The sequence below is a fragment of the Enterococcus sp. AZ015 genome, assembly GCF_050499225.1.
In the GTDB taxonomy this organism is placed as follows: Bacteria; Bacillota; Bacilli; order Lactobacillales; family Enterococcaceae; genus Enterococcus_D; species Enterococcus_D entomosocium.
In genome coordinates this window covers 2343613-2365542 of the sequence record NZ_JBMHEX010000001.1, presented here as the reverse complement: position 1 = coordinate 2365542, position 21930 = coordinate 2343613, and the positions used below count along the sequence as shown (strand labels likewise).

The window sequence follows — 21930 nt, the reverse complement described above, 5'->3', positions numbered from 1 at the left end:
ATATGAGAAAAAAGAAGTACTAACGCTGATGAAAAGCGTTAGTACTTCTTTTTTATAGAGAATGGTTTAATTTTCTTGCGCAAATTCGGCAGCTTTTGTTCCTGCTTGGCGTCCGAAGATGATGATATCGGCAACTGCATTTCCGCCAATTCGGTTTTCACCATGCAACCCACCAGTTACTTCTCCGGCTGCAAAGAGACCTGGAATGATCTCGTTATCCGTAGCGATCACTTCTGTGTTCGTGTTGATCTTCACGCCGCCCATCGTGTGGTGGATACCAGGAGCAATGGCGATGGCATAGTAAGGTCCTGTTGACAAATCGTTGTCCATTGCTGTGCTGCGTCCAAAGGCTTCGTCTTCACCAGCAGCCACACTGCTGTTCCAGGTAGCGATCGTTTCAGCAAGCGCTGCTTCTGGCATGTCCAATTCTTTTGCTAATTCTTCGATCGTGTCAGCGGATTTGACTAACCCTTGTTGCTCGTAAAAATCAATGGCTGTTACGCGTTCTTTGACACCTGCATCAAAAACTAACGTTGCCGATTTTTCAGGTAGGGCAATAATCGCTTCAGAGACTTTGTCTCGTGTTTCCATTTCATTGAAGAACCGTTCGCCTTCTTGATTGACCAAGATCGCGCCTTCTCCACGGACAGCTTCAGTGATCAACAGTGATTTAGACTGATCCACTGTTGGGTGGATTTGGATTTGCTCTAAATCAACCGTTTGTCCGCCTAACGCTTCGATCATTTTGATTCCATCACCAGTCGAACCCTCTTGGTTCGTTGTCACGTAGTCTGCCAATTCTGGTTTGTACTCGGTGATCATGTCGAAATTGGCACCGAAACCGCCTGTTGTAACGACAACTGCTTTGGCATCAATGGTTTGTTCGTTTCCTTCTACTTCAACGGTCACCCCGTTGACTTGACCATCTTCTTCATTGATTTCTTTGACATCGGCATTTACAAAAATTGGGATTTCCAATTCATGGATGTTGCGCATCAAGCCATCAACTAAGTATTCCCCAACCGCGGAACCATCAGATGGACGGTGCGTTCTTTTTTCACTCATCCCGCCAGTCGTTGTTAAGTTGTCTAAAGTGATACCCATGGAATCTAACCAATCGATCGCTTCTGCTGAATGATCCACAAAGTAGCGCAACAATTCTTCATCATTGGTGTTGTGACCGCCAGCTAATGTTTCTTCATAGAATAGATCGTTTGAATCTTCAATGCCTTCTGCTTCTTGGAATTTGGTTTCTGAAGCGTTCATTCCTGCAGAAGATTTCAATGTATTCCCACCAGAAATTGGCATTTTTTCTAAAATAACTGGGTTTGCGCCAGCTTCCTTTGCTTGGATCGCAGCGGCCATTCCAGCGCCACCCGCACCGACAATCACGACATCGTAGCTGTCTGCAAGTTCGCTAGGGTCTGTGTATTCTTGACCAGATGCAGCTGAAGTTGCATCTGTTTCTTCATTAGCAGATGAACCAGTACTTGTGCTGCTGCTTGTTTGTGAATCAGCGCCACAAGCACTCAAAGTTGCTAACGAGGTTAGGACTAATAGTGTTTGGAAAATTTTCTTCATTGTTTTTATTCCTCCTAAAACTTTTTCCAAATCAAAGACTAACATAGTTGTCATGTTATTTTTAGGTTTTGTTCGAAAAATCACATAATAATTAGAAAAGTTTAATTTATAAAGCGTTTTAGTCGAGATGAAAGGGTTTCTTGGTCATCATAAAAAAGAGTAGATTCGTGAATTTGTGGAAATAGAAGAATTACTGATTCTTTGATTTGTTTGGTATTAATCATGAAGGGAGTATGAAATGAGATTTGATTTTTCTCTTTTCTGTTATTGAAAAAAAGTACGTCACTGAGGTGCCGAGGAACGATCTCTTTTATTGAAAATAAATTAAACGCTTTGCGATCAAAAGATAGAAAGAAATTAGTGGAATCAGTATTTGTGGTCGCCAATTTTTATTCAATAAATAGAGATAGAATCTTGGGTTTCAAGAACCATTGCCAAAAAATTGCGGTGTTTCTTAAAAAAATCAAGAGAACTGTCTTGCAAAACCAATCCTTTCTTGTATAATAAAAATAAGTTAGGTCTACCTAAAAAATAAATAAACTATCCTTAACTATGGAAATGGAGTGAAAATAATGATTACTTTTTCAGAAATATCCGCAGCCTATGATGGCGATCATCAAGTGATCTCGGATTTGTCGTTTCAAGTAGAGAAACCGGCGATCGTAGGGATCATCGGACCAAATGGGGCAGGGAAGTCGACGCTGATCAAAGCGGCGTTGAAGTTGATCCCTTCCAGTGGGAACATGAGTGTCAACAAAAAAACGTTAAAAGATTTTCAAAAGGAAATTGCCTATGTCGAACAAAAGACTGCGGTTGACTACACGTTTCCGATCACAGTCAAAGAAGTCGTATCTTTAGGCTTGTATCCTAAGATGCGCATGTTCCAAAGAATGTCGGCCAACGATTGGCAGAAAGTGACAGCCGCTCTGGCAGCGGTAGAAATGGAATCCTTTGCGGAGCGTCAGATTGGGGAATTGTCCGGTGGGCAGTTTCAGCGGGTCTTGATTGCTCGAACGTTGGTGCAAGATGCTAACTATATCTTCCTCGATGAGCCCTTTGTAGGGATCGATGCCACCAGTGAAGCGATCATCGTCGGGCTGTTACGTAACTTGCGAGATGCTGGCAAGACGATTTTTATCGTTCACCATGATCTGGGGAAAATCACCGAATACTTTGATTACTTGGTTCTGCTCAATCAAACCCTGATCGCTGCGGGCCCAGTGAGTGAAGTCTTTACCGAAAGCAATTTGAAGCAAACATTTGGTGATGCGATCATCGTGAAAGGAGGCGTTTAACATGTTGACAAGCTTTTTTACGAGTTTAAGTAACTATCATTTCTTACAAAATGCCTTGATCACGGCAGTCGCGATCGGGATCGTCGCAGGGGTGATTGGTTGTTTTATCATCTTACGAGGGATGTCCTTGATGGGGGATGCAATCTCTCATGCGGTCTTACCAGGGGTAGCCTTGTCTTATATCTTCGGCGTTCACTTTTTTGTCGGGGCAATCTTCTTTGGGATTTTAGCCTCCATGATCATTACCTATATCGCCAATAACAGCCTGATCAAAAGCGATACGGCGATCGGTATCACCTTTAGTTCGTTTCTAGCTTTAGGGGTTATCTTAATTGGGGTAGCAAATAGTTCGACTGATTTGTTTCACATTTTGTTTGGGAATGTGCTAGCGGTGCAAGATAGCGACAAATGGCTGACGATCGCTATCGCTATCCTTGTGCTGGCAGTGATCATCCTCTTCTTCCGTCCACTGCTGATCACTTCTTTTGATCCGATGATGGCAAAGGCTTTTGGGATGAAAGTGCAAGCCTATCACTACTTATTGATGTTCTTATTAACTTTGGTTTCAGTGACAGCGATGCAAAGCGTCGGAACGATCTTGATCGTGGCTTTATTAGTCACTCCAGCAGCAACGGCTTATTTATATACAAAACAATTGAAGCATATGATGATCATCGCAGGGGTTTTAGGTGGTCTCGCCTCATTTATCGGCTTGTTTATCGGGTACAGCTTTAATATTGCCGCAGGATCAAGTATCGTTTTGACCGCAGGAGCCTTTTTCGTGATCGGTTTCTTGTTCTCACCAAAACAAAAGACCAGTCCAGTCAAGCGCTGGTCAGCGACAGCGGTTTTAGCAACGGCAGCTGTAGCCGGTGGCTTCTTTTTGGCACAGCAAAACGGACAGATGGCCCAAACAGAAGGGAAACTTTCAGTAGTAGCGACCAATTCGATCATTGCTGATATTACGGAAAACATTGCCGGTGATCGAATCGATCTTCACAGTATCGTACCAGTGGGGCGTGATCCCCATGAATATGAACCTTTAGTGGAAGATGTTCGAAAAGCGACCGATGCTGATCTTATCCTTTACAACGGCTTGAATCTAGAAACTGGCGGCAATGGCTGGTTTACCAAATTGATGAACAATGCCAATAAGGTAGAAAATGAAGATTACTTTGCCGTCAGTGATGGCGTGGATGTGCTTTATTTATCTGATGATGAAGACCACAGCAAAGCCGATCCTCATGCATGGTTAAATCTAGAAAACGGCATGATCTATGCCCGTAACATCGCTCAACGCCTGAGTGAAAAGGACCCTGACAATCGCTCTTTCTATGAAGAAAACCTTGAACGCTACTTGGCTTCATTAGAAGAACTGGATCAGCAAGCGAAGGAAAACTTCCAATCGATTCCTGAAGAGAAGAAATTGATCGTCACCAGTGAGGGAGCCTTCAAATACTTCTCTAAAGCCTATGGTGTACCGTCCGCCTATATTTGGGAAATCAATACCGAAGAAGAAGGTACCCCTGCGCAAATCAAAAACTTAGTGGATCAGCTGCAAAACTCAGCCGTCGCTTCCTTGTTTGTCGAAAGCAGCGTCAATACTCGTCCAATGCAAAGTGTTTCTCGTGATGCGGGCATTCCGATTTTCGGAACCGTCTTTACCGATTCGATTGCAGAACCGGGAGAAGAAGGCGACAGCTACTATAACATGATGAAGTGGAATCTCGAGACGATTTATCAAGGCTTGAATCAATAATACAAAAACATCCTTAGCTCGTTCTGGCTAAGGATGTTTTTTCGTCGTATTTTTGTGCTGGAGAAAAGCAAAGAGATAAAATCCGCAGCCCATCAAGGCAGCAAGAAATGCGATGACAGGAAAGTACAACCCCTGACCGTAAACATAGGCTGTATAAGCAAAGAAGGCGATCAAAAACCAGAGTGTTCCTGAGATGACCATTTTTTGGTTCCTCCTAATTGTTTAAAAGTATTTATTTGGTATATTTTAACACGGTAGGGGCAAAAAGAAAATCAGCGAATCGAACGTTTGCTGAAACGATTTGCTGATTTTTTCCCAATTACAACGATGAACAGTTAAGAAACGTTCAATTGCTGTTGCGGTTCTAAATGGTAATAAAGGATCTCTGGCGGGACGCCGAGTCGGGCGGGAATCTTGGTCATACCGACCCCACTGGAAACACTCAATAAGGTCTCATTTCCTAAAAGGTAGAGCCCATCGGTATATTTCAACGCGCCCTTTGTTTTCGCATAATAAAAAGGCAAGCGAATCTGCCCGCCATGGCTATGGCCAGAAAGAATCAAGTCGTAGTTTGGCAGATTGGTGATCCGAGAAACATAATCGGGTTCATGGAGCAAAAGCAGCTGCCATTCTGCTAAGGTTGCTTCATAGGTAAAACTGACTTTCGGACTTTCTATATCGATACCGACAATATTCATCGACGTCTTGTCATCAGAACCAAAAACCGACTCATTATCAAGTAAGGTAAACCCTGCATGCTGGTATATTTCCTTAACAAAGTAATGACCGTCATTCAAATGGTCATGGTTCCCCATAACTGCGATCTTACCCAGAGGCGCTTGCAATTTTTTCAGCTTTTCGATCAGTCGCTTGGTTGAACGATGCGGCCATTTTTTATAATTATCGATCAGATCCCCCGTGATGATGATCAGATCCGGCTTGTTTTGGATCGTTGATCGAATGATGCGATTCATTCGTCTTGGTTTAAACCAACGAGAAAAATGGAGATCACTGATATGGGCAATCACGATATTGCTTTCTGCTTGGTAAAGGTCATAAGCTTTTGAAATATCTAAGACGGTGCGCTTGTCTTTTTTTATGAGATAATGCCGTTGTTTGAGAAGATGCGGTTCAATAATAAAGGAGTAAACTAGCAAGCCCGTAAGGAGGAATGCAATAAGAATGAGGGTGTACATGGCGTGGCTCCTTTTTTGATTTGCTAGTTTCTAGCATAGTAGATTCTTACAAAAAAAGCAATCATACGGAAGCAAAAATAACAAAAAATATCCATCGTATTTCGCTTGGTTTTTCCATTAAAAAAGATACAAAAGAAGCTGCAACAGCCTATCTTTTGTATCCTAGATCGCAATTATTTGATTTTCACCAATCGTTTGAAGCGTGCCTTGTGTTTGACAGGGATCAAAGCCATGACACAATCATAAGGGACAGAGATGATCGCCCATGCGAGACTTTTACTTGAAGCAAAGGGATAGTTTTGCTGTAAGACAAAATGGCCACTGATCAAGGCAAAACCGATACTACCGACCCACAGCCATTGCGGGTCCCAATTCGTGAAGTGCTGGAGGGCTGTGATGACAAACGGATAGCCGTAAAAGTACAATGCAGTCAAAACGAAAGTGACATTTTTGGTTAATTGACGCAAGGTCAGTAAGAAAAACAAGCCAGAAAGAACGATACCCAATGGAGGAAACAGACTAACTAAGAAGGAATAAACGATGCCCCATAAGATCATGCCTGGGCCTTTGACGAGAGCAGCTATGACAAAGACAAAAAGTAGGAATAAGAGCTGTTGCGAAAAACTTGCTGCCGTCAAAAGTCCGAAGAAACCAACCAATAACCAGTGAGAAAAAGTCGCTGTTTGATTCTTTTGTGGCGTCTGCTGCTGCAGTTTTAGCCATGTAGCAAAATTGGGGAAATCTTGCTGGAAATTTCGCTGAAAGTCGCTATTGAATGCTTGATGGGCATTTTGCTGCCGATAGTAATGATATTGATGTTTTAACGTGCCTTTAGCTGCTGCTTTTTGGCCAGAAAAAAAGCGGCCGGGATCAATTTTTGATCGTTCCATATTTCCACCTCCATACGATTTCGTTACACTCAGTATAGAGAAAATCAGCTTCGGCGTCCTCCAACTTTGGGCGGATTTTTTTTGCTTGCTGAAAGTTTTCTTAAACTGCTGAAAAAAGCGAAGAGGATTCGTTTCTTAAACCGTCAAAATATGCTAGAGTATAGAAGGACTAAGGAGGAGATTTCATGATTTTTGATTCTCATACACATTTGAATGCAGAACAGTTTAACGAAGACATTCCCGAAACGGTCGCCCGTGCGCAAGAACTAGGAGTAACGGAGATGGCGGTCGTCGGTTTCGATCAGCCAACGATTGAAAAATCGTTAGCATTAAGCAAAGAATATCCTGGCATTTACAGCATTATCGGTTGGCATCCCACCGAAGCTGGTTCTTATACCCCACACGTAGAAACCTATTTGCAAGAGCGCTTGGAACGACCAAAAGTCGTTGCCCTAGGTGAAATCGGTTTAGACTACCACTGGATGGAAGATCCGAAAGAAGTTCAAGAAAAGGTCTTTCGTCGGCAAATGGCAATCGCTCGTGAACATCAGCTGCCCATCAGTATTCATACCCGTGAAGCCTTAGAAGATACCTATGCGATCTTAAAGGATGAAAAAGTCCAAACAATCGGTGGTATTATGCACAGCTTTAGTGGAGACGGAGAATGGGCGAAAAAGTTCTTGGATCTAGGAATGTACATTTCCTTTAGTGGTGTCGTGACCTTCAAAAAGGCTACGGAGGTACAAGAAGCTGCACTAGTCGTGCCACAAGATCGGCTACTCGTTGAGACTGACGCGCCGTATTTAGCCCCTGTTCCTTATCGCGGCAAACGCAATGAACCCGGCTATACCCATTATGTGGTGGATAAAATCGCGGAGCTGCGGCAAGAAGCGGTCGCTGATGTTGCGGCCTACACGACAAAAAATGCCCACCGCTTGTTTAGGATCAATGACTGATAAACCGAAAATCGAAGAAATCATTGTCGTCGAAGGCAAAGACGACACCCGTCGATTGCAAGAAGTGTTCGAAGTAGATACGATCGAAACGATCGGTTCAGCGATCGATGATACGATCCTTGATCAAATCGAGCATGCCCAAGAGACACGAGGGGTCATCGTGTTTACCGATCCCGATTTTTCGGGAGAAAAGATCCGCAAAATCATTATGGAAGTGGTTCCGGATGCCAAGCATGCCTTTTTACCGCGCAGTCAGGCAGCACCGAAAAGCAAAGGCAGTTTGGGCGTGGAACACGCCAGCCATGAAGCATTGAAAGAAGCCTTGCGAAAAGTCGTAACCCCGATTGCTTCAAATGAAGTCAGTGAAGGAACCATTGATCGCCAACAGTTATTAGCGTATGGCTTGATCGCAGGCGCTGGAGCAAAAGAGAAACGAGAGCGGCTAGGAGATCTTTTACGCATCGGCTATACGAACGGCAAACAATTAGAGAAGCGGCTGGCAATGTTTCGTATCACCGATGCAGAGTTGGCAGAAGCTATGAAAACAGTGGAGGAAGAATTGTGAAGGAAGAACGGGATATAGCAACCCCCTCAAGAACCAAAGAGATTTTAGCGAAACATGGCTTTACCTTTAAAAAAAGTTTAGGACAAAACTTCTTAACAGAACCGAATATTTTACGGAAAATCGTAGAAACAGCAGGCATCGACGAAACGACAAACGTCATTGAGGTTGGACCTGGAATCGGTGCGCTGACCGAACAGTTGGCAAAACATGCCAAGCAAGTGTTGGCGTTTGAAATCGATGATCGGTTGATCCCTGTATTAGCTGATACGATGCAGCCTTACGCAAACGTAAAGATCATTCATCAAGATGTCTTGCAAGCAGACCTATCAACGACCATTCGGTCAGAATTCAGCGATACGGCTGCTTCATTAAAAGTTGTCGCAAATCTGCCTTATTATATTACTACGCCTATCATGATGCACTTTTTAGAGTCTCAGGTACCAGTAGATGAAATGGTCGTGATGATGCAAAAAGAAGTGGCTGATCGAATCTCAGCAGTTCCCGGGACCAAAGCCTATGGCTCGTTGTCGATCGCTGTGCAATACTACATGGAAGCAAAACTGGCATTCATCGTCCCGAAAACCGTTTTTGTACCCCAACCGAATGTTGATTCGGCTATTTTGAAATTGACGCGCCGTCCACAACCAGCGGTCGCAGTCACCGATGAAAAAGAGTTCTTTAAATTAACGAAAGCAGCCTTTCAGTTGCGTCGTAAAACCCTTTGGAACAATTTGCAAAATAGCTATGGAAAAGATGAAGAAACCAAACAGTGGTTGGCAGACAGTTTAGAAGCAAGTGGGATCGATCCGAAACGTCGTGGAGAAACGCTGTCGTTAGCGGAATTTGCCAAATTAAGCAATGAAATGCAAGCGCGCAAAGGATAACTTCTATAAAAACGGATGTTGAATAAACATTCGTTTTTTTGTGTCTTGACACCTTGTGGAAATACCAGTAGAATAAGCAAGACAGAACTGTCATGACACATTGAAGGAGAGAGTATAAATGAAAAATCATTCCATCCGCCATTTAACGATCGCTGCATTGTTAATCGGCATGGGGATCGTCATTCCCATGGTAATGCCCAAAATCGTCATCGGACCTGCATCTTTTACCTTAGCTAGCCATGTTCCCGTATTTGTGGCGATGTTCTTTTCACCAGCGATGGCGATCGCTGTAGCTTTAGGAACGACCTTTGGCTTTTTCTTAACACTACCACCAATCATTGCATTACGGGCATTGTCCCATGTTGTTTTTGCAGTCATCGGTGCCTTTTATTTACAGAAGCACCCAGATATTTTACTGAAAAATGGCAAACCCTCTTTATTGAATATCAAATTTCAGAGCTTTAACTTGATTATCGGACTGATTCATTCTGCCGTTGAAATGGCAGTCGTTGCCGCCTTTTACTTCACAGGAAATGTACCAGGGACAGCATTCGATGGCAATTTCTACTATTTCTTGTTCGTTTTGATGGGGATCGGTGGCTTGATCCATAGCTTGATCGATTTCAATTTGGCTTATTTTGTTGCAGGTGCCTTAAGCAAACAATTTGATATTCGTTCGTTTTCAAAAGCAAAAGGACGCTTTATTCAGAAACAGAAGAAAGCGGCATAAGCGCCAGTTTGAATAGACCCGCTGCGTAAACGGGTCTATTTTTTTGTATTCAGATTAAGAAAATACTCCTTCTTAAAACGTTTATTATAGTGAAATAATAAACAGAAATAAGTTATAATATAAAAGAGGAGGAAGTAGATGAAGAAGAAAAAGTTAAAACGGTTACTTTTAGGTTTGTTCGTCTTGATGCTCTTCTTTCTGCTGATTTTTTATGACAGTAAGAATGGGCAGTCCCCCTTTGAAAAGATAGAGGATGAATTGACACTAGCACTTTCGGATGAAGAACAAACACCAGAGCCTGAATACAGTGACGTTATTCAATTGGATGTTCCGTTAGAAAATCAATTCGATGAAGTTACGTTAGGAAATGGTTGTGAAGTAACGGCTTTATCGATGCTCTTGAATTTTTACGGATTTGATACCAATAAAAATCAATTGGCAGAAGAATTAGTGTATGTCCCACTTTATGAGGATTATAATCACCATGGAGATCCGCGAGAAGGCTTTGTTGGAAACATCTATGGCGGCGATAGCGCGATGGGTGTTGACGTAGAACCGATCACTGATGTCGCCGAAAGTATTGTAAAAGAGCAATATGAAGTCGTTAGTGGACGAGACAAAAGTTTTGATGAGATCGTCAAAGTCCTGCAATCTGGGAAACCAGTTTGGATGATCGCGACGTTAGAATTACAAGTACCTACCGATGCTGATTTCTTTCAATGGAATACCCAAAATGGCGAAATCCTTGTGACTGCATTGATCCATTCGGTAGTGATCACTGGCATCGATGGTGATACGATGTATGTCAACGACCCTTATGGGCATAAGGATCGCGAAGTCAGCAAAGAAGACTTAGCAGCGATCTATGAAAAAATGGGTCAGCAATACTTATATTTAGAAGAAATCTAAGAAAAAGTCTCAACTTGCCGTTGACAGTAAATGAAAAAACAATTATAATTTTTTAAAATTAAACAAAGAATTCGATAACGTTGAAGAGAAGAGTAGCAGATCAACAAAGGTACAGAGACTCCGGTTGGTGAAAAAGGAGACATGCGGTGATCAGTGAAGATGAGCTCTGAGTTTTTTTGTTGGTTCACGCCAGCAAAACGGCATGCGCCCGTTACAGCGCCAAGTATCATAGTGTACTGTTGAGGTGTTATTTGTGAGAATAGCACGAATTAGGGTGGTAACGCGCATCAAGTCGTCCCTTTTATCCATAAGGATAAAAGGGCGGCTTTTTTTGTTTTTCACAGCCGAAACTGTTCGCTTTCTCTTCAACAAGAAATTTATCTGTAAGGGGTTGAAGCAATGCCAATCATTATTCCCAAAGAATTACCCGCTGCAGCGGTCCTGCAAAAAGAAAATGTCTTTGCCTTACTGCAGCATAAAGCGGCGAAGCAAGAGATCCGTCCCTTGAAAATCGCGATCGTCAATTTGATGCCGAAAAAGATCGCTACAGAAAATCAGTTGTTGCGTTTACTTTCCCAAAGTCCACTGCAAATTGAGGTGACTTTACTAAAAATGAAATACCACGAAAGCAAAAACACCTCTGTCGATCACATGGAAAAGTTTTATCAAGAATTTTCAGTGATCCAGCCGCAACGATTCGATGGCTTGATCATCACCGGAGCCCCAGTTGAAAAAATGGCATTCGAAGCCATTGACTATTGGCAAGAACTACAAGAAATCATGGATTGGAGTCAGACGAATTGCACTTCAGTCCTACATATTTGCTGGGGGGCACAAGCGGGGCTTTATTACCATTACGGTATCGACAAAGTGTTGTACCAAAGCAAATTGTTCGGTGTCTTCGAACAAACAGTCACGCATTTTCATCCACTGGTTCGGGGCTTTGACGACGTCTTTTATACACCGCATTCGCGCTATACTGGCATCGATGATGTCCAGCTGGCCCAAGCGCCTTTAGAAATATTGGCAGCGGGCGTTGAAACAGGGCCTTCCATCTTCGTATCAGAAGATCATAAAAATGCCTTCTTGCTAGGACATTTTGAATACCACACAACGACCCTGAATGAAGAGTACTTGCGAGACATGGAACGGGGCTTAGATACCGCGTTGCCCAAAAATTACTTTGCTTATGACCGCTTAGGGGGAAAAATCACCAATCGTTGGCGGGGACATGCCTCTTTGTTTTTCAGCAATTGGATCAATGAAACCTATTTGCGAACGCCGTATGACCTGTCCGTCACGCCGACGAAAGAAGGCTACCGAATTGGCAGTGAGCCAGAAGGTCGGGTGAGTATCAATGACGATTGAGCATTTTCTCTCCCACTATGCCAGGCAGCGAAAAGGCACCAATTCTTTAAAATGGGATCTTGTGGATCAACGGTTCCAAGGAGAAAAGCTTTTGCCTTTATGGGTAGCTGATATGGATTTTGCGGCGCCAAAGGCAGTGGAAGAAGCCTTGCAGCAACTGGTTGCTCAAGGAACCTTTGGCTATGCGATTCCCCCCTCAGGCTATTTTTTAGCCTATCAAGCTTGGCAAGATCGCCACTGGGGGACGAAATTCGAAGAAAAATGGCTCTCGTTTTCCACAGGGGTCGTCCAATCTTTGGTTGATTTGCTTCATTGTTTCACAGAACGAGACGATGGCATCTTGATCCAGCCGCCCGTCTATTATCCCTTTTTTGACAGCATCAAAGAGACGAAAAGGCGCTTGATAGAAGCACCCTTGCAAAAGGTGAAGAATTCCTATCAAATCGATTTTGCTGCTTTTGAAGCCAAAATCATTGAAGAAAAAGTGAAACTATTTATTCTCTGCTCCCCCCACAATCCAGTAGGGCGGGTCTGGCAAGAGAAAGAACTGCATCAGTTATTGGCCATTTGCCAAAAACATGAGGTTGTCGTGATCGCCGACGAGATCCATCGTGAACTGATACTCGGTGAGCAGCAATTTGTTTCAGCCGTGACAGTGGCACAGGGGTTCGGCTTTGAGAAGCTGATCGTTCTGGATTCGCCCTCAAAAACCTTCAACTTAGCAGGATTGTTACTCTCTCATGTTTGGATTCCTGATTTAGAGATGCGCAGAGCCTATCAGGCTTGGTGCCGACGATACAAGCAGACGGAAGTCAATCGTTTGGGATTGGTGGCTGCGAAAGCCGCGTATGAATCGGGGGATCAATGGCTAGATGACCTGCTTTTGGTGATTGCTGCCAATGAACAAATGGTCCGCCAGCAACTGCAAGAAGCATTTCCCAAAATTGAGCTCCTGCCATTAGAAGGAACCTATCTTCTCTGGGTCGATCTGCGGCAAGTCATCGCCAAAGAACGAACCAAGCAGGTGGTCCAAGATACTGCCGGTCTCGCAGTCGACTATGGGGAATGGTTTTCACAAGACGGTCAGGGCTTGATTCGTCTGAATCTTGCGACAACACCAACGATCATTCAAAAAGCCCTTGATCGTTTGATTGAGGCAATCAAAAAGGAGGAACGACATGACCATTGATACAGCAACTTTTCTCGCCCAATTAGGCAATCATTCGGATCAGCAAACCGGGGCGATCAGTCCGCCAATTTATCTTTCCACGACCTTTGCACATCCTGAATTGGGGCAAAGTACCGGCTATGATTATACTAGGACCAAAAATCCGACCCGGGATATTTTAGAAGCAGGCCTTGCCGAATTAGAAAAAGGGGCTCGGGCAGTAGTGACCAGCTCTGGCATGAGTGCGATCGCTTTGATTTTTGATTTATTTGCCAGCGGCAGCCGCTTTTTGGTTTCTCGTGACTTGTACGGCGGTAGCTTTCGCTATTTTGCGGAACTGGAAAATAGCCAGCGGGCCTTTTTCGATACCTTCAGTACTTTAGCCGAATTAAGTGAAAAATTAACTGACGAGGTAACGGCTGTCTTCTTAGAGACCCCAACGAATCCTTTGATGACCGTGACGGATATTGCTGAAACCGCCAAGCTTGCTCACGATCATGGGGCACTATTGATCGTGGATAATACCTTTTTGACGCCGTTACGGCAGTTGCCATTAGAAGAAGGCGCGGATCTAGTGATCCATTCAGGCACCAAATTCTTATCTGGCCACAATGATATTTTGGCTGGTGTCGTGATCGCCAAAGATGCGCAATTAGGGGAGCGTTTGAATTATTTAGCCAATACTTCAGGCCCGACTTTGAGCAGCTTTGATACGTGGTTATTTATCCGAAGTTTAAAGACGCTGCCGTTGCGCTTTGAACGACAGGAAGCCAACGCCAAGGAAGTCGGCCGTTTTTTACGAGCCCATCCGGCGATCAAAGAGGTGCTGTACCCGAATGCCGGCGCGATGATCAGTATTCGGGTGCTTGATGAAACCAAAATCAGCGGCTTCTTAGCGGCATTAAAGGTTTTTACCTTTGCAGAAAGCCTAGGTGGTGTGGAAAGTCTTATCACGTATCCAACGACACAGACTCACGCCGATATTCCTCAAGAGGTACGAGAATCTTATGGATTGACGCCGGATCTTTTACGGATCTCCATTGGGATCGAAAGTAGTAAAGATTTGATCGATGACTTAGAAAATGCACTGAAGATATTCAAATAACCCGACCACAGATCAGCTAGTTAAAAACTTACTTTTGTAGAGTAATTTTATTGACAGTTTTAGTTGTATAGGATAAAGTTACACTACATATGAATAGTGAGTCCGATGTTTTCGGTTGACGGCAACAGGCATTTGCCATTTCTCCTTTGAAAAAACAATTTGTTTTGAGAAACAGAGGTAAAATTGGTCTAGTTGAGCAATACGTCAAGAAAACGGGACGATTGATCTGAGGAGGGAACAAAAGGGGAAAAAGGGATGAAAAGAAACGTAGTAAAGGGATTGGCAACAGGGGCTCTTGGATTGCTGGCATTGTTCAGCTTCGCCGCTTGCGGCAGCAGTCAAGCAGATGAGGAAGCCACCGTTGTCAAATTGGGTGTCGTGGGTGAGCAAAACGAAGCCTGGGAACATGTGCAGGAAGAATTGAAGGAAAACGAAAATATCGACTTGCAATTGGTGAAATTCACCGATTATCGTCAGCCAATCGTGGCGCTTGAGGATGGCTCAATTGACCTTCACGCAGCATTGACGGAGATTTTTATGGACAATGTCAACGAAGAAAGTGGTTATTCCAACACGACGATTGCCTATACGACATTAAACCCACTTGGTATTTATTCCGATAAAATCACCGATGTCAACGAATTGGCAGATGGTGCTACGGTGGCTTTACCCAATGATGTCTCAAATGAGAGCCGTGCACTATTACTCTTACAGACCGCCGGTTTGATCACTTTGGATGAATCAAAAGGTTTACTGCCAACAACCAGTGATGTCATTGACAATCCCAAAGCCCTGAAATTTGAGCTACTTGACTCCAATCAAACTGCTCGGGCAATGACCGATGTCGACATTTCTTTGATCAATAATGGCATGGCCGTCGATGCTGGTTTGGTTCCTACAGAAGATGCGATTTTCTTAGAACCTGTGGCTGATTCCTCCAAGCCTTATTATAATGTGATCGCTGCGCGAGCAGACGAAGCAGACAATGACGTTTACCAAACGGTCGTTCGATATTATCAGACCGATGAAGTAAAAGCAATCATCGAGGAAGTAACAAAGAAATCTAGTATACCTGTATGGGAATAGAAAGTTAAAAACGACTATTACTATATAGGAACAGGAAGTAGGATGGAAAAATGATAAATTGGAAAAAAGGTTTAGCAAGTGTTGCCGTCGTTGGACTAGGATTTGTTCTAGCAGCCTGCGGTGGATCAAATACAGAAGAAACGTCAACCAGTAGTGCAGCTGGAGCTGGGGATGATTCAACATTCACTTATGCGATCAGCGGGGACCCATCGTCCACTAACCCGATCAACACCAGTGATCGTTGGGGATTGACAGTGACAAACATGATCTATTCTCCACTAGTTACAGTGGAAGCAGACGGAACAACACAAAATGCGTTGGCAGAATCAGTGGAACCAGCTGAAGACGGCCTTTCATTGACAGTACATTTGAAACAAGATGTGAAATGGTCAGATGGCGAAGACTTTACCGCCGATGACGTTGTTTTCACATATGAACAAAAAGTCAAAAAAGAAAATGGCAATGCCGATTCCCTTTGGGTCGACGACCAACCAATCGCGATCGAAAAAGTGGATGAATACACCGTCAAATTCGTGTTGCCGACACCGAGTGCGGCAGCGATCAGCAATATTGCAACCGAAACATACATCATTCCCGAGCATATCTTTAAAGATGTTACCGACTTCTCTGTCAGTGAACTGCCTGAAAAACCAGTCGGCACTGGTCCGTATCAACTGAAAGAATACAAACGTGGTGAGTACTTTACTTTTGAAGCCAATGAAAACTATTATGGCGGCAAGCCTTCGATTCAAAATGTGACGTTGCGCATCATCGAAAGTACCGATACTGCGAAAGTCGCTTTGCAAAAAGGGGAAGTGGATGCAGCCGTTGTCTTGCCTTCAGATATTGAAGACTTAGATGATGAGCAGATCTCTGTTTATCCTTATACTGAAAACCGTGTTGGTTATCTAGGCTTGAACACTCACTCAGATGCTTTGCAAGATGTGAAAGTTCGACAAGCAGTTCTCTATGCGTTGAACAAAGATGAATTAAATCAAGCAGCATATTTAGATGAAGAGTATTATGCAACACCATATTCATTCTTGCCACCGAACAACCCATACGTCACTGATGATGTTGAAAAATATGAGACGAATGCTGAAAAAGCAAAAGAACTTTTACAAGAAGCTGGTGTGACTGATTTGTCATTGAATTTGGCTTTCAACTCAACCGATCCAGCCCAAACGATCCAAGCTACGTTGATCCAACAACAATTGCAACAAGCAGGCATAACGGTTACACTTGAAGGTGGCGATGGTACAGCGATCTTTACCGAGTTGAAGAAACCTGATTCAACGAAGTACAACTTATTCCTTGGCGGGTATATCATGGGAAATGACCCTGACTTATACGGCAGTCTATTTGAAACTGGCGGTAGTGCCAACTACTTCCAAAGCAATAGCGAAACCATTGACAATTTGTTTGCCCAAGCAGCAGTTGAATTAGACACGGACAAACGTGAAGCATTGTATGATGATTTGCAAAAGGCCATTGCTGACGAAGCGATCATTTACCCAATCGTTGACAACAAGAAAATCCTAGCGGTCAATAACCGAATTGGTAATGTAGAAGATGCAGGTTTGATCCCAATCTATACATTCGAAGATATGTCTAAATTGACAATCAAGTAAATCCATTGGCTGTGATAAAGAGGAATCTTTTTTATCACAGCTTTTTTCTATGAAAAAGAAAGTAGGTCAGTTATGTTTCGATACATTGCAAAACGAGTATTGCAAGCAATCCCTTTGCTGTTTGTGATCTCTTTTATCGTTTTTTCACTTATACATATCGCACCGTATGATGTGATCGACTCCATCACGACACCCAATATGTCGCAAGAGCAAATCGATCTTTTGCGGCAGCGCTATGGCTTGGATCAACCCTTTTTGGTTCAATATTTTCTTTGGATCAGAAATATTCTTACCGGTAATCTTGGCTTTTCTTTGGTGTCTCAAAGTAGTATTTCACAAGAACTTGCGACTCGGATTCCCAATACCATGCGCCTAGTGATCCCCGCTTATTTGACTGCCTTGTTGTTGGCCATCATTTTGGGCCTGTTGGCTGCTGCCAACAAAGGAAAGATTTGGGATCGGATCATTGACGCTGTGGCATCTCTAGGAATCGCTGTGCCGACCTTCTGGTTTGCGATGATCTTGATTTATGTATTTGGTTACTTATTAAATATGTTTCCAATCATTGGCATGTATACGGTCGGTAAAGAAGGGGATTTTGGCGATTTTCTGCAGCATTTTATTTTGCCATATACCACATTGACAGTCGCCTTCTTTCCAGATTTGACGCGGTATATCCGCGCATCAGCGACACAACAAGTTTCAGAAGACTACGTGATGGTGCAACGGGCATTTCATGCCAGCAAATGGCAGATTTTCAGCCGTCATATTAGTCGAAATATTTTGATTCCCGTTGTCACCCAAATCGGCTTGGCGTTGCCGATGTTAGTTACCGGTGCGATCATTACAGAAACGATCTACGGCTGGCCGGGCGTCGGCCCTTACTTGATGAGTGCGACGAAAAGCCTCGATTATCCTGTGATCATGGCCATCATGCTGTTGTCAGCAACACTGGTCATCTTAGGGAATTTGTTAGCGGATGTATTATACTCCGTGGTTGATCCACGTATCCGTAAAGGAGGGAGTAAGTAATGAAACGTTTCAAAAAAATCAGTGAAGTCATGCTTGCTTCGCCCATCTATACCTTTTCTGTCGTTTTCCTGACGTTATTGATTATTTTGTCGCTTGTTGCACCTTTGATCCCCATCGATCCTAATGCAACGGATGTCAGCAACATGTCACAGCCGCCGAGTTGGTCTCATTTATTTGGAACCGATGAAGTGGGGCGAGATTACTTTATTCGGGTCGTCTACGGCGGTCGGGTATCATTGTTTGTAGGTGTTTTGGCAATGATCACAGCGACGTTTATTGGGACTCTTGTCGGTCTTGTTTCTGGCTACTTTGGCGGTTGGATCGACAACCTGCTGATGCGGCTCGTCGATGTATTGTCATCGATTCCTTGGTTGGTGTTAGTGATCGTTTTGAGCGTCTTTTTACGTCCCGGACTAACTACGATTATTATTGTGATCGGCGGCTTCTCCTGGATGAACATCGCTCGTTTGATTCGTGGTGAAACGTTAGCGGCGAAAGAACGGGAATATGTCGCTTACGGGAAATTTATCGGACGTTCTTCATTTAGTATTATCGTGAAGCATGTTTTCCCAGCAGTGCTTCCTACCTTGATCGTTGCGGCATCTGCAAGTATTTCAGGAGCGATCATGACCGAATCGGCTTTGAGTTTTCTAGGCTTAGGAATACAGCAACCGATGGCTTCGTGGGGCAGTCTGTTGCAAAACGCGCAAAACAGCTTGCAGCGGGCACCATACATGGCGATTCTTCCAGGGCTCTTTGTTATTTTCACCATCTATTCCTTTAACAATATCGGCGACATGATCAAACATGTCTTGCAGAGAGAGGTGTGACCGATGAAGACAGAGTTATTAGCGATCGAAGCGTTGAATGTGACATTTCAAAGCAAAACCGGTCCGAAACCGTTAGTAAAAAATCTTGATCTGGTAATTCCTAAGGGCAAAGTCGTTGGGATCGTTGGCGAATCTGGCAGCGGCAAAAGTATGACCATGAAAAGCGTCATGGATCTTTTGCCTGATAAAGTGACCGATCACTATACCAGTTATACATTTGAAGGAGCAGCAGTGACCGATCGTCGAACATTACCGATCGCCATGATTTTTCAAGACCCGATGACTTCGTTAAATCCTTTGCGCACGATTGGCTATCATTTGATCGAAGTGATTCGCCGCTCACAAAAAGTATCGAAAAAAGCAGCACAAGAAATCGCCGTCAAAGAGTTAGAAAAAGTCGGCATACCTTTTCCAGCACAACGCATGAAACAATATCCTCATGAGCTATCTGGGGGGATGCGTCAGCGGGTGATGATTGCCATGGCTTTGTTGGCGCAACCGAAATTGCTGATCGCAGATGAACCGACAACGGCTTTAGATGTGACGATCCAAGCACAGATTTTGGCATTGATCAAAAACCTGCAAAGAGAGAACCAGCTTTCCGTCGTCCTTGTGACCCATGACTTTGGGGTCGTTGCAGGAATGTGCGACTTTATTAAAGTGATGTATCAAGGCCGAGTCGTGGAAGAAGGAACCACGGAAGAAATTTTTTATCAGCCGGAACATCCTTATACGAAACAATTATTGCAGGCGGCCCATTTAGGCGACAAGCATGCCGAATTAAAAGTCTTTGACTATCATGAGACATTGGCAGATGAACTGCAAGAAACGCAACTATCTAAGACACATCGCGTCTGGCGCAATCAGGAGGTGACAGAATAATGGAAGAACTGATTCGCGTAGAACATGCGACGAAAATCTTTCGCAGTAAAAACTGGCGCGGCACTGTCAGTGAAGTCCGAGCGGTCGAAGATGTCAGCCTTACGATCCATCGGGGCGAGACATTGGGGCTAGTGGGGGAATCTGGGAGTGGGAAAACCACTTTAGGACGCAGTATTTTAAATTTAGAGACCTTAACAAGCGGGGAGATTTTCTTTGAAGGCAAAGAGATAACAGCATTGACGGCAGAAGATCGCAAAGCAGCGTATCAGCAAATGCAGATCATTTTCCAAGATCCGTATTCATCATTGAATCCCCGTATGACAGCACTTGAACTGGTGATGGAGCCGTTGTATCATGAAACGAAAGATGCTGCTCGAGCGAAAGCCAAAGAAATCTTAGCGATCGTCGGGATCACCGGTGATGATGTTCATAAACTGCCTCGCAGTTTCAGCGGCGGACAACGGCAACGGATCGGTATCGCTCGTGCGGTGGTCAATCGCCCGGCGTTCGTCTTGTGTGACGAACCGACTTCGGCATTAGATGTCTCCATTCAGGCTCAGATCATCCAATTGCTGCTGCGTCTACAAAAAGAGTTTTCATTGTCTTATTTATTCATTTCCCATGACTTGTCCGTGATTCGTCATATCAGTGATCGAACAGCCGTCATGTATCAAGGGAAATTAGTTGAATTGGCACCTACCGACCGTTTGTTTGAAAATCCGCTGCATCCTTACACGAAGAAATTATTAGCAGCAGCTCCGATCGCTGATCCTGTGTTAGCAAGAGGTGCGATGGAACAAACGGAAATTCAAAGCACGATTACTTTGACACCATTGTATGAATGGGTCGAAGTTGAACCAGATCATTTTGTGAGGAGAGAAAAACGATGACAGTAGAAACATTGACGATCCATCAAGGAAGCGACAAATTTGAAATGACGACCCCAACTGGCAATTGGGTGTTAGCACGGGAAAAAGGCTATTCGCCAGTCCAAATGCTTGTGAGTGCGGTAGCTGCTTGCGGCGGCTATGTATACGCATCTGTCTTAGAGAATTCAAAGGTTGAAGCAGAAATCGAAAAGATCGAAGTCAGCTATGACCGAGACGACAATAAAAAAGCCCAACCAGTCAGTGCTATCCAAATTCAGTTTTATGCGAAAATCGCCGAAGCTGATCATGACAAAGCGACCCGTTGCCTAAAACTCGTTTCACCAAATTGTCCCGTGATCCAATCATTAGATCCAGCGATCGAAGTGACGGAAACGGTGACGTTTATTTAATCGAAAAAGACTTTGTGTGCCTACAACCAATAGGCGTACAAAGTCTTTTTTTGATCAATAAATAATATTCTCCCGAATAAAGTCGATATCTGTCACTAATAGTTTGCGATCGACACTTTTTAGGGCGCCAGATTCTCGTAATTTTTGCATCATTCGATTGACACTGCTGGCAGAGGTAATGCCGCAAAAGCGAGCGATCTCCTCATTGGTGACTTCAAAGTCAATCAAGACACCATCTGTTGTCTGGATTCCGAACGTTTCATAGAGCTCATTGATTTGGGTACAGACAGCACCAAATTTGCCGTTCATCAGCATTTGCTGCATCTTTTTCATCGTATCCATCAAGTTTCTCCGATAATACTCTTTGACATAATCCTGTAGCAGACGGTCACGATTGACATCTGCCCAAAATTGATCCCGCACGATTTTGTATAATTCGGCTTCTTCTGATTCAACCCGCACATTAAAAGGGGCTTCGACTTCTTGAGAAGATTCGTCTTTAAACAAAGAGACGATCTCGAAATCCGTCAAATAGCGCAAGTTGAATTCGCGCCCTTCATGGGTCACTACGCTAGTTTTGATGATGCCTTTTTTTAAAATATAGACGTACCGATCCGGGATGCCTTCATACGTCAAGTAACTCTTTTTCTTGCGGATAACGACCGGTATTGCTTGTTTTTCTAAATAATCACGTAATATCTGTTTCTCCACCCACGTTACTCCTTCACTTCATGCCAACCCAACATTTTCTGAAAAAAATCTGAAATTTCCTCTATTCATGCTT

General features: G+C 43.7%; 22 protein-coding genes. 17 read left to right on the top strand and 5 right to left on the bottom strand.

Going from position 1 to position 21930, the window contains the following annotated elements; translation table 11 throughout:
* Positions 1 to 66 precede the first annotated feature (66 nt).
* The gene (locus tag IGK85_RS10985) at positions 67 to 1581 is read right to left on the bottom strand and encodes a flavocytochrome c (RefSeq protein WP_008378933.1); all 1515 of its coding nucleotides are present in this window, start codon (positions 1579 to 1581) and stop codon (positions 67 to 69) included.
* A gap of 572 nt (positions 1582 to 2153) precedes the next feature.
* Between IGK85_RS10985 and IGK85_RS10980 the strand changes: the two genes are divergently transcribed.
* Entirely contained in the window at positions 2154 to 2876 is a 723-nt protein-coding gene (locus tag IGK85_RS10980; protein ID WP_008378931.1) for a metal ABC transporter ATP-binding protein, read from the top strand.
* Between the two features lies 1 nt (position 2877).
* Complete coding sequence (locus tag IGK85_RS10975; RefSeq protein ID WP_008378930.1) at positions 2878 to 4635, top strand: metal ABC transporter permease subunit; 1758 nt, start codon at positions 2878 to 2880, stop codon at positions 4633 to 4635.
* A 27-nt stretch (positions 4636 to 4662) separates the two neighbouring features.
* Here IGK85_RS10975 and IGK85_RS10970 read toward each other — a convergent pair whose 3' ends face one another.
* From IGK85_RS10970 to IGK85_RS10960, 3 genes are all read right to left on the bottom strand, one after another.
* Entirely contained in the window at positions 4663 to 4836 is a 174-nt protein-coding gene (locus IGK85_RS10970) for a hypothetical protein (protein ID WP_005234804.1), read from the bottom strand.
* Positions 4837 to 4970: 134 nt separating this feature from the next.
* Positions 4971 to 5831: a metallophosphoesterase gene (locus IGK85_RS10965; protein ID WP_005234806.1), complete on the bottom strand. Its 861-nt coding sequence runs from the start codon at positions 5829 to 5831 to the stop codon at positions 4971 to 4973.
* Between the two features lie 173 nt (positions 5832 to 6004).
* Positions 6005 to 6721, bottom strand: a complete 717-nt coding sequence (locus tag IGK85_RS10960; RefSeq protein ID WP_008378928.1) for a hypothetical protein — start codon at positions 6719 to 6721, stop codon at positions 6005 to 6007.
* A 185-nt stretch (positions 6722 to 6906) separates the two neighbouring features.
* On the opposite strand from IGK85_RS10960, the gene IGK85_RS10955 reads away from it, so the two are divergent.
* The 15 genes from IGK85_RS10955 (at position 6907) to IGK85_RS10885 (ending at position 21146) form a co-directional block, all read left to right on the top strand.
* Positions 6907 to 7677, top strand: coding sequence for a TatD family hydrolase (locus IGK85_RS10955; protein ID WP_008378926.1), 771 nt, complete (start codon positions 6907 to 6909; stop codon positions 7675 to 7677).
* Complete coding sequence (rnmV, locus tag IGK85_RS10950; RefSeq protein WP_005234813.1) at positions 7670 to 8242, top strand: ribonuclease M5; 573 nt, start codon at positions 7670 to 7672, stop codon at positions 8240 to 8242. The genes IGK85_RS10955 and rnmV overlap by 8 nt, the downstream gene beginning before the upstream one ends.
* Positions 8239 to 9126: a 16S rRNA (adenine(1518)-N(6)/adenine(1519)-N(6))-dimethyltransferase RsmA gene (rsmA, locus tag IGK85_RS10945; protein ID WP_008378923.1), complete on the top strand. Its 888-nt coding sequence runs from the start codon at positions 8239 to 8241 to the stop codon at positions 9124 to 9126. Before rnmV ends, rsmA begins: the two co-directional genes overlap by 4 nt.
* 118 nt (positions 9127 to 9244) lie before the next feature.
* Positions 9245 to 9856: a hypothetical protein gene (locus tag IGK85_RS10940; protein ID WP_005225537.1), complete on the top strand. Its 612-nt coding sequence runs from the start codon at positions 9245 to 9247 to the stop codon at positions 9854 to 9856.
* A gap of 138 nt (positions 9857 to 9994) precedes the next feature.
* Positions 9995 to 10765 (top strand): C39 family peptidase, encoded by a 771-nt coding sequence (locus tag IGK85_RS10935; protein WP_008378919.1) that lies wholly within the window; start codon positions 9995 to 9997, stop codon positions 10763 to 10765.
* A 399-nt stretch (positions 10766 to 11164) separates the two neighbouring features.
* The gene (locus tag IGK85_RS10930; protein ID WP_008378918.1) at positions 11165 to 12133 is read left to right on the top strand and encodes a homoserine O-succinyltransferase; all 969 of its coding nucleotides are present in this window, start codon (positions 11165 to 11167) and stop codon (positions 12131 to 12133) included.
* Entirely contained in the window at positions 12123 to 13322 is a 1200-nt protein-coding gene (locus IGK85_RS10925) for a MalY/PatB family protein (protein ID WP_008378916.1), read from the top strand. Before IGK85_RS10930 ends, IGK85_RS10925 begins: the two co-directional genes overlap by 11 nt.
* A complete protein-coding gene (locus IGK85_RS10920; RefSeq protein ID WP_008378913.1) occupies positions 13312 to 14406 on the top strand; it encodes an aminotransferase class I/II-fold pyridoxal phosphate-dependent enzyme in 1095 nt (364 codons plus the stop codon). Before IGK85_RS10925 ends, IGK85_RS10920 begins: the two co-directional genes overlap by 11 nt.
* A gap of 255 nt (positions 14407 to 14661) precedes the next feature.
* Complete coding sequence (locus tag IGK85_RS10915) at positions 14662 to 15492, top strand: MetQ/NlpA family ABC transporter substrate-binding protein (RefSeq protein WP_005234826.1); 831 nt, start codon at positions 14662 to 14664, stop codon at positions 15490 to 15492.
* Between the two features lie 50 nt (positions 15493 to 15542).
* Positions 15543 to 17123: an ABC transporter substrate-binding protein gene (locus tag IGK85_RS10910; protein ID WP_016613557.1), complete on the top strand. Its 1581-nt coding sequence runs from the start codon at positions 15543 to 15545 to the stop codon at positions 17121 to 17123.
* A gap of 72 nt (positions 17124 to 17195) precedes the next feature.
* Positions 17196 to 18155 carry an ABC transporter permease gene (locus IGK85_RS10905; protein WP_005234830.1) on the top strand — a complete coding sequence of 320 codons (960 nt, stop codon included), beginning with the start codon at positions 17196 to 17198 and terminating at the stop codon, positions 18153 to 18155.
* The gene (locus tag IGK85_RS10900; protein ID WP_005234832.1) at positions 18155 to 18985 is read left to right on the top strand and encodes an ABC transporter permease; all 831 of its coding nucleotides are present in this window, start codon (positions 18155 to 18157) and stop codon (positions 18983 to 18985) included. Before IGK85_RS10905 ends, IGK85_RS10900 begins: the two co-directional genes overlap by 1 nt.
* Positions 18986 to 18988: 3 nt before the next feature.
* On the top strand, positions 18989 to 19867 hold the full coding sequence (locus IGK85_RS10895; RefSeq protein WP_005234835.1) for an ABC transporter ATP-binding protein: 879 nt from the start codon (positions 18989 to 18991) through the stop codon (positions 19865 to 19867).
* A complete protein-coding gene (locus IGK85_RS10890) occupies positions 19867 to 20757 on the top strand; it encodes an ATP-binding cassette domain-containing protein (protein WP_008378908.1) in 891 nt (296 codons plus the stop codon). The genes IGK85_RS10895 and IGK85_RS10890 overlap by 1 nt, the downstream gene beginning before the upstream one ends.
* On the top strand, positions 20754 to 21146 hold the full coding sequence (locus IGK85_RS10885) for an OsmC family protein (RefSeq protein WP_005234839.1): 393 nt from the start codon (positions 20754 to 20756) through the stop codon (positions 21144 to 21146). The genes IGK85_RS10890 and IGK85_RS10885 overlap by 4 nt, the downstream gene beginning before the upstream one ends.
* A 54-nt stretch (positions 21147 to 21200) precedes the next feature.
* Here the strand turns inward: IGK85_RS10885 and IGK85_RS10880 are convergent, their stop codons facing one another.
* Positions 21201 to 21857 carry a Crp/Fnr family transcriptional regulator gene (locus IGK85_RS10880; RefSeq protein WP_008378905.1) on the bottom strand — a complete coding sequence of 219 codons (657 nt, stop codon included), beginning with the start codon at positions 21855 to 21857 and terminating at the stop codon, positions 21201 to 21203.
* Positions 21858 to 21930: the final 73 nt, after the last annotated feature.

Bases quoted from the DNA above. Each gene is read 5' to 3' on its own strand.
- IGK85_RS10985 (WP_008378933.1), bottom strand. From the start codon at position 1,581: ATGAAGAAAATTTTCCAAACACTATTAGTCCTAACCTCGTTAGCAACT.
- IGK85_RS10980 (WP_008378931.1), top strand. From the start codon at position 2,154: ATGATTACTTTTTCAGAAATATCCGCAGCCTATGATGGCGATCATCAA.
- IGK85_RS10975 (WP_008378930.1), top strand. From the start codon at position 2,878: ATGTTGACAAGCTTTTTTACGAGTTTAAGTAACTATCATTTCTTACAA.
- IGK85_RS10970 (WP_005234804.1), bottom strand. From the start codon at position 4,836: ATGGTCATCTCAGGAACACTCTGGTTTTTGATCGCCTTCTTTGCTTAT.
- IGK85_RS10965 (WP_005234806.1), bottom strand. From the start codon at position 5,831: ATGTACACCCTCATTCTTATTGCATTCCTCCTTACGGGCTTGCTAGTT.
- IGK85_RS10960 (WP_008378928.1), bottom strand. From the start codon at position 6,721: ATGGAACGATCAAAAATTGATCCCGGCCGCTTTTTTTCTGGCCAAAAA.
- IGK85_RS10955 (WP_008378926.1), top strand. From the start codon at position 6,907: ATGATTTTTGATTCTCATACACATTTGAATGCAGAACAGTTTAACGAA.
- rnmV (WP_005234813.1), top strand. From the start codon at position 7,670: ATGACTGATAAACCGAAAATCGAAGAAATCATTGTCGTCGAAGGCAAA.
- IGK85_RS10940 (WP_005225537.1), top strand. From the start codon at position 9,245: ATGAAAAATCATTCCATCCGCCATTTAACGATCGCTGCATTGTTAATC.
- IGK85_RS10935 (WP_008378919.1), top strand. From the start codon at position 9,995: ATGAAGAAGAAAAAGTTAAAACGGTTACTTTTAGGTTTGTTCGTCTTG.
- IGK85_RS10930 (WP_008378918.1), top strand. From the start codon at position 11,165: ATGCCAATCATTATTCCCAAAGAATTACCCGCTGCAGCGGTCCTGCAA.
- IGK85_RS10925 (WP_008378916.1), top strand. From the start codon at position 12,123: ATGACGATTGAGCATTTTCTCTCCCACTATGCCAGGCAGCGAAAAGGC.
- IGK85_RS10920 (WP_008378913.1), top strand. From the start codon at position 13,312: ATGACCATTGATACAGCAACTTTTCTCGCCCAATTAGGCAATCATTCG.
- IGK85_RS10915 (WP_005234826.1), top strand. From the start codon at position 14,662: ATGAAAAGAAACGTAGTAAAGGGATTGGCAACAGGGGCTCTTGGATTG.
- IGK85_RS10910 (WP_016613557.1), top strand. From the start codon at position 15,543: ATGATAAATTGGAAAAAAGGTTTAGCAAGTGTTGCCGTCGTTGGACTA.
- IGK85_RS10905 (WP_005234830.1), top strand. From the start codon at position 17,196: ATGTTTCGATACATTGCAAAACGAGTATTGCAAGCAATCCCTTTGCTG.
- IGK85_RS10900 (WP_005234832.1), top strand. From the start codon at position 18,155: ATGAAACGTTTCAAAAAAATCAGTGAAGTCATGCTTGCTTCGCCCATC.
- IGK85_RS10895 (WP_005234835.1), top strand. From the start codon at position 18,989: ATGAAGACAGAGTTATTAGCGATCGAAGCGTTGAATGTGACATTTCAA.
- IGK85_RS10890 (WP_008378908.1), top strand. From the start codon at position 19,867: ATGGAAGAACTGATTCGCGTAGAACATGCGACGAAAATCTTTCGCAGT.
- IGK85_RS10885 (WP_005234839.1), top strand. From the start codon at position 20,754: ATGACAGTAGAAACATTGACGATCCATCAAGGAAGCGACAAATTTGAA.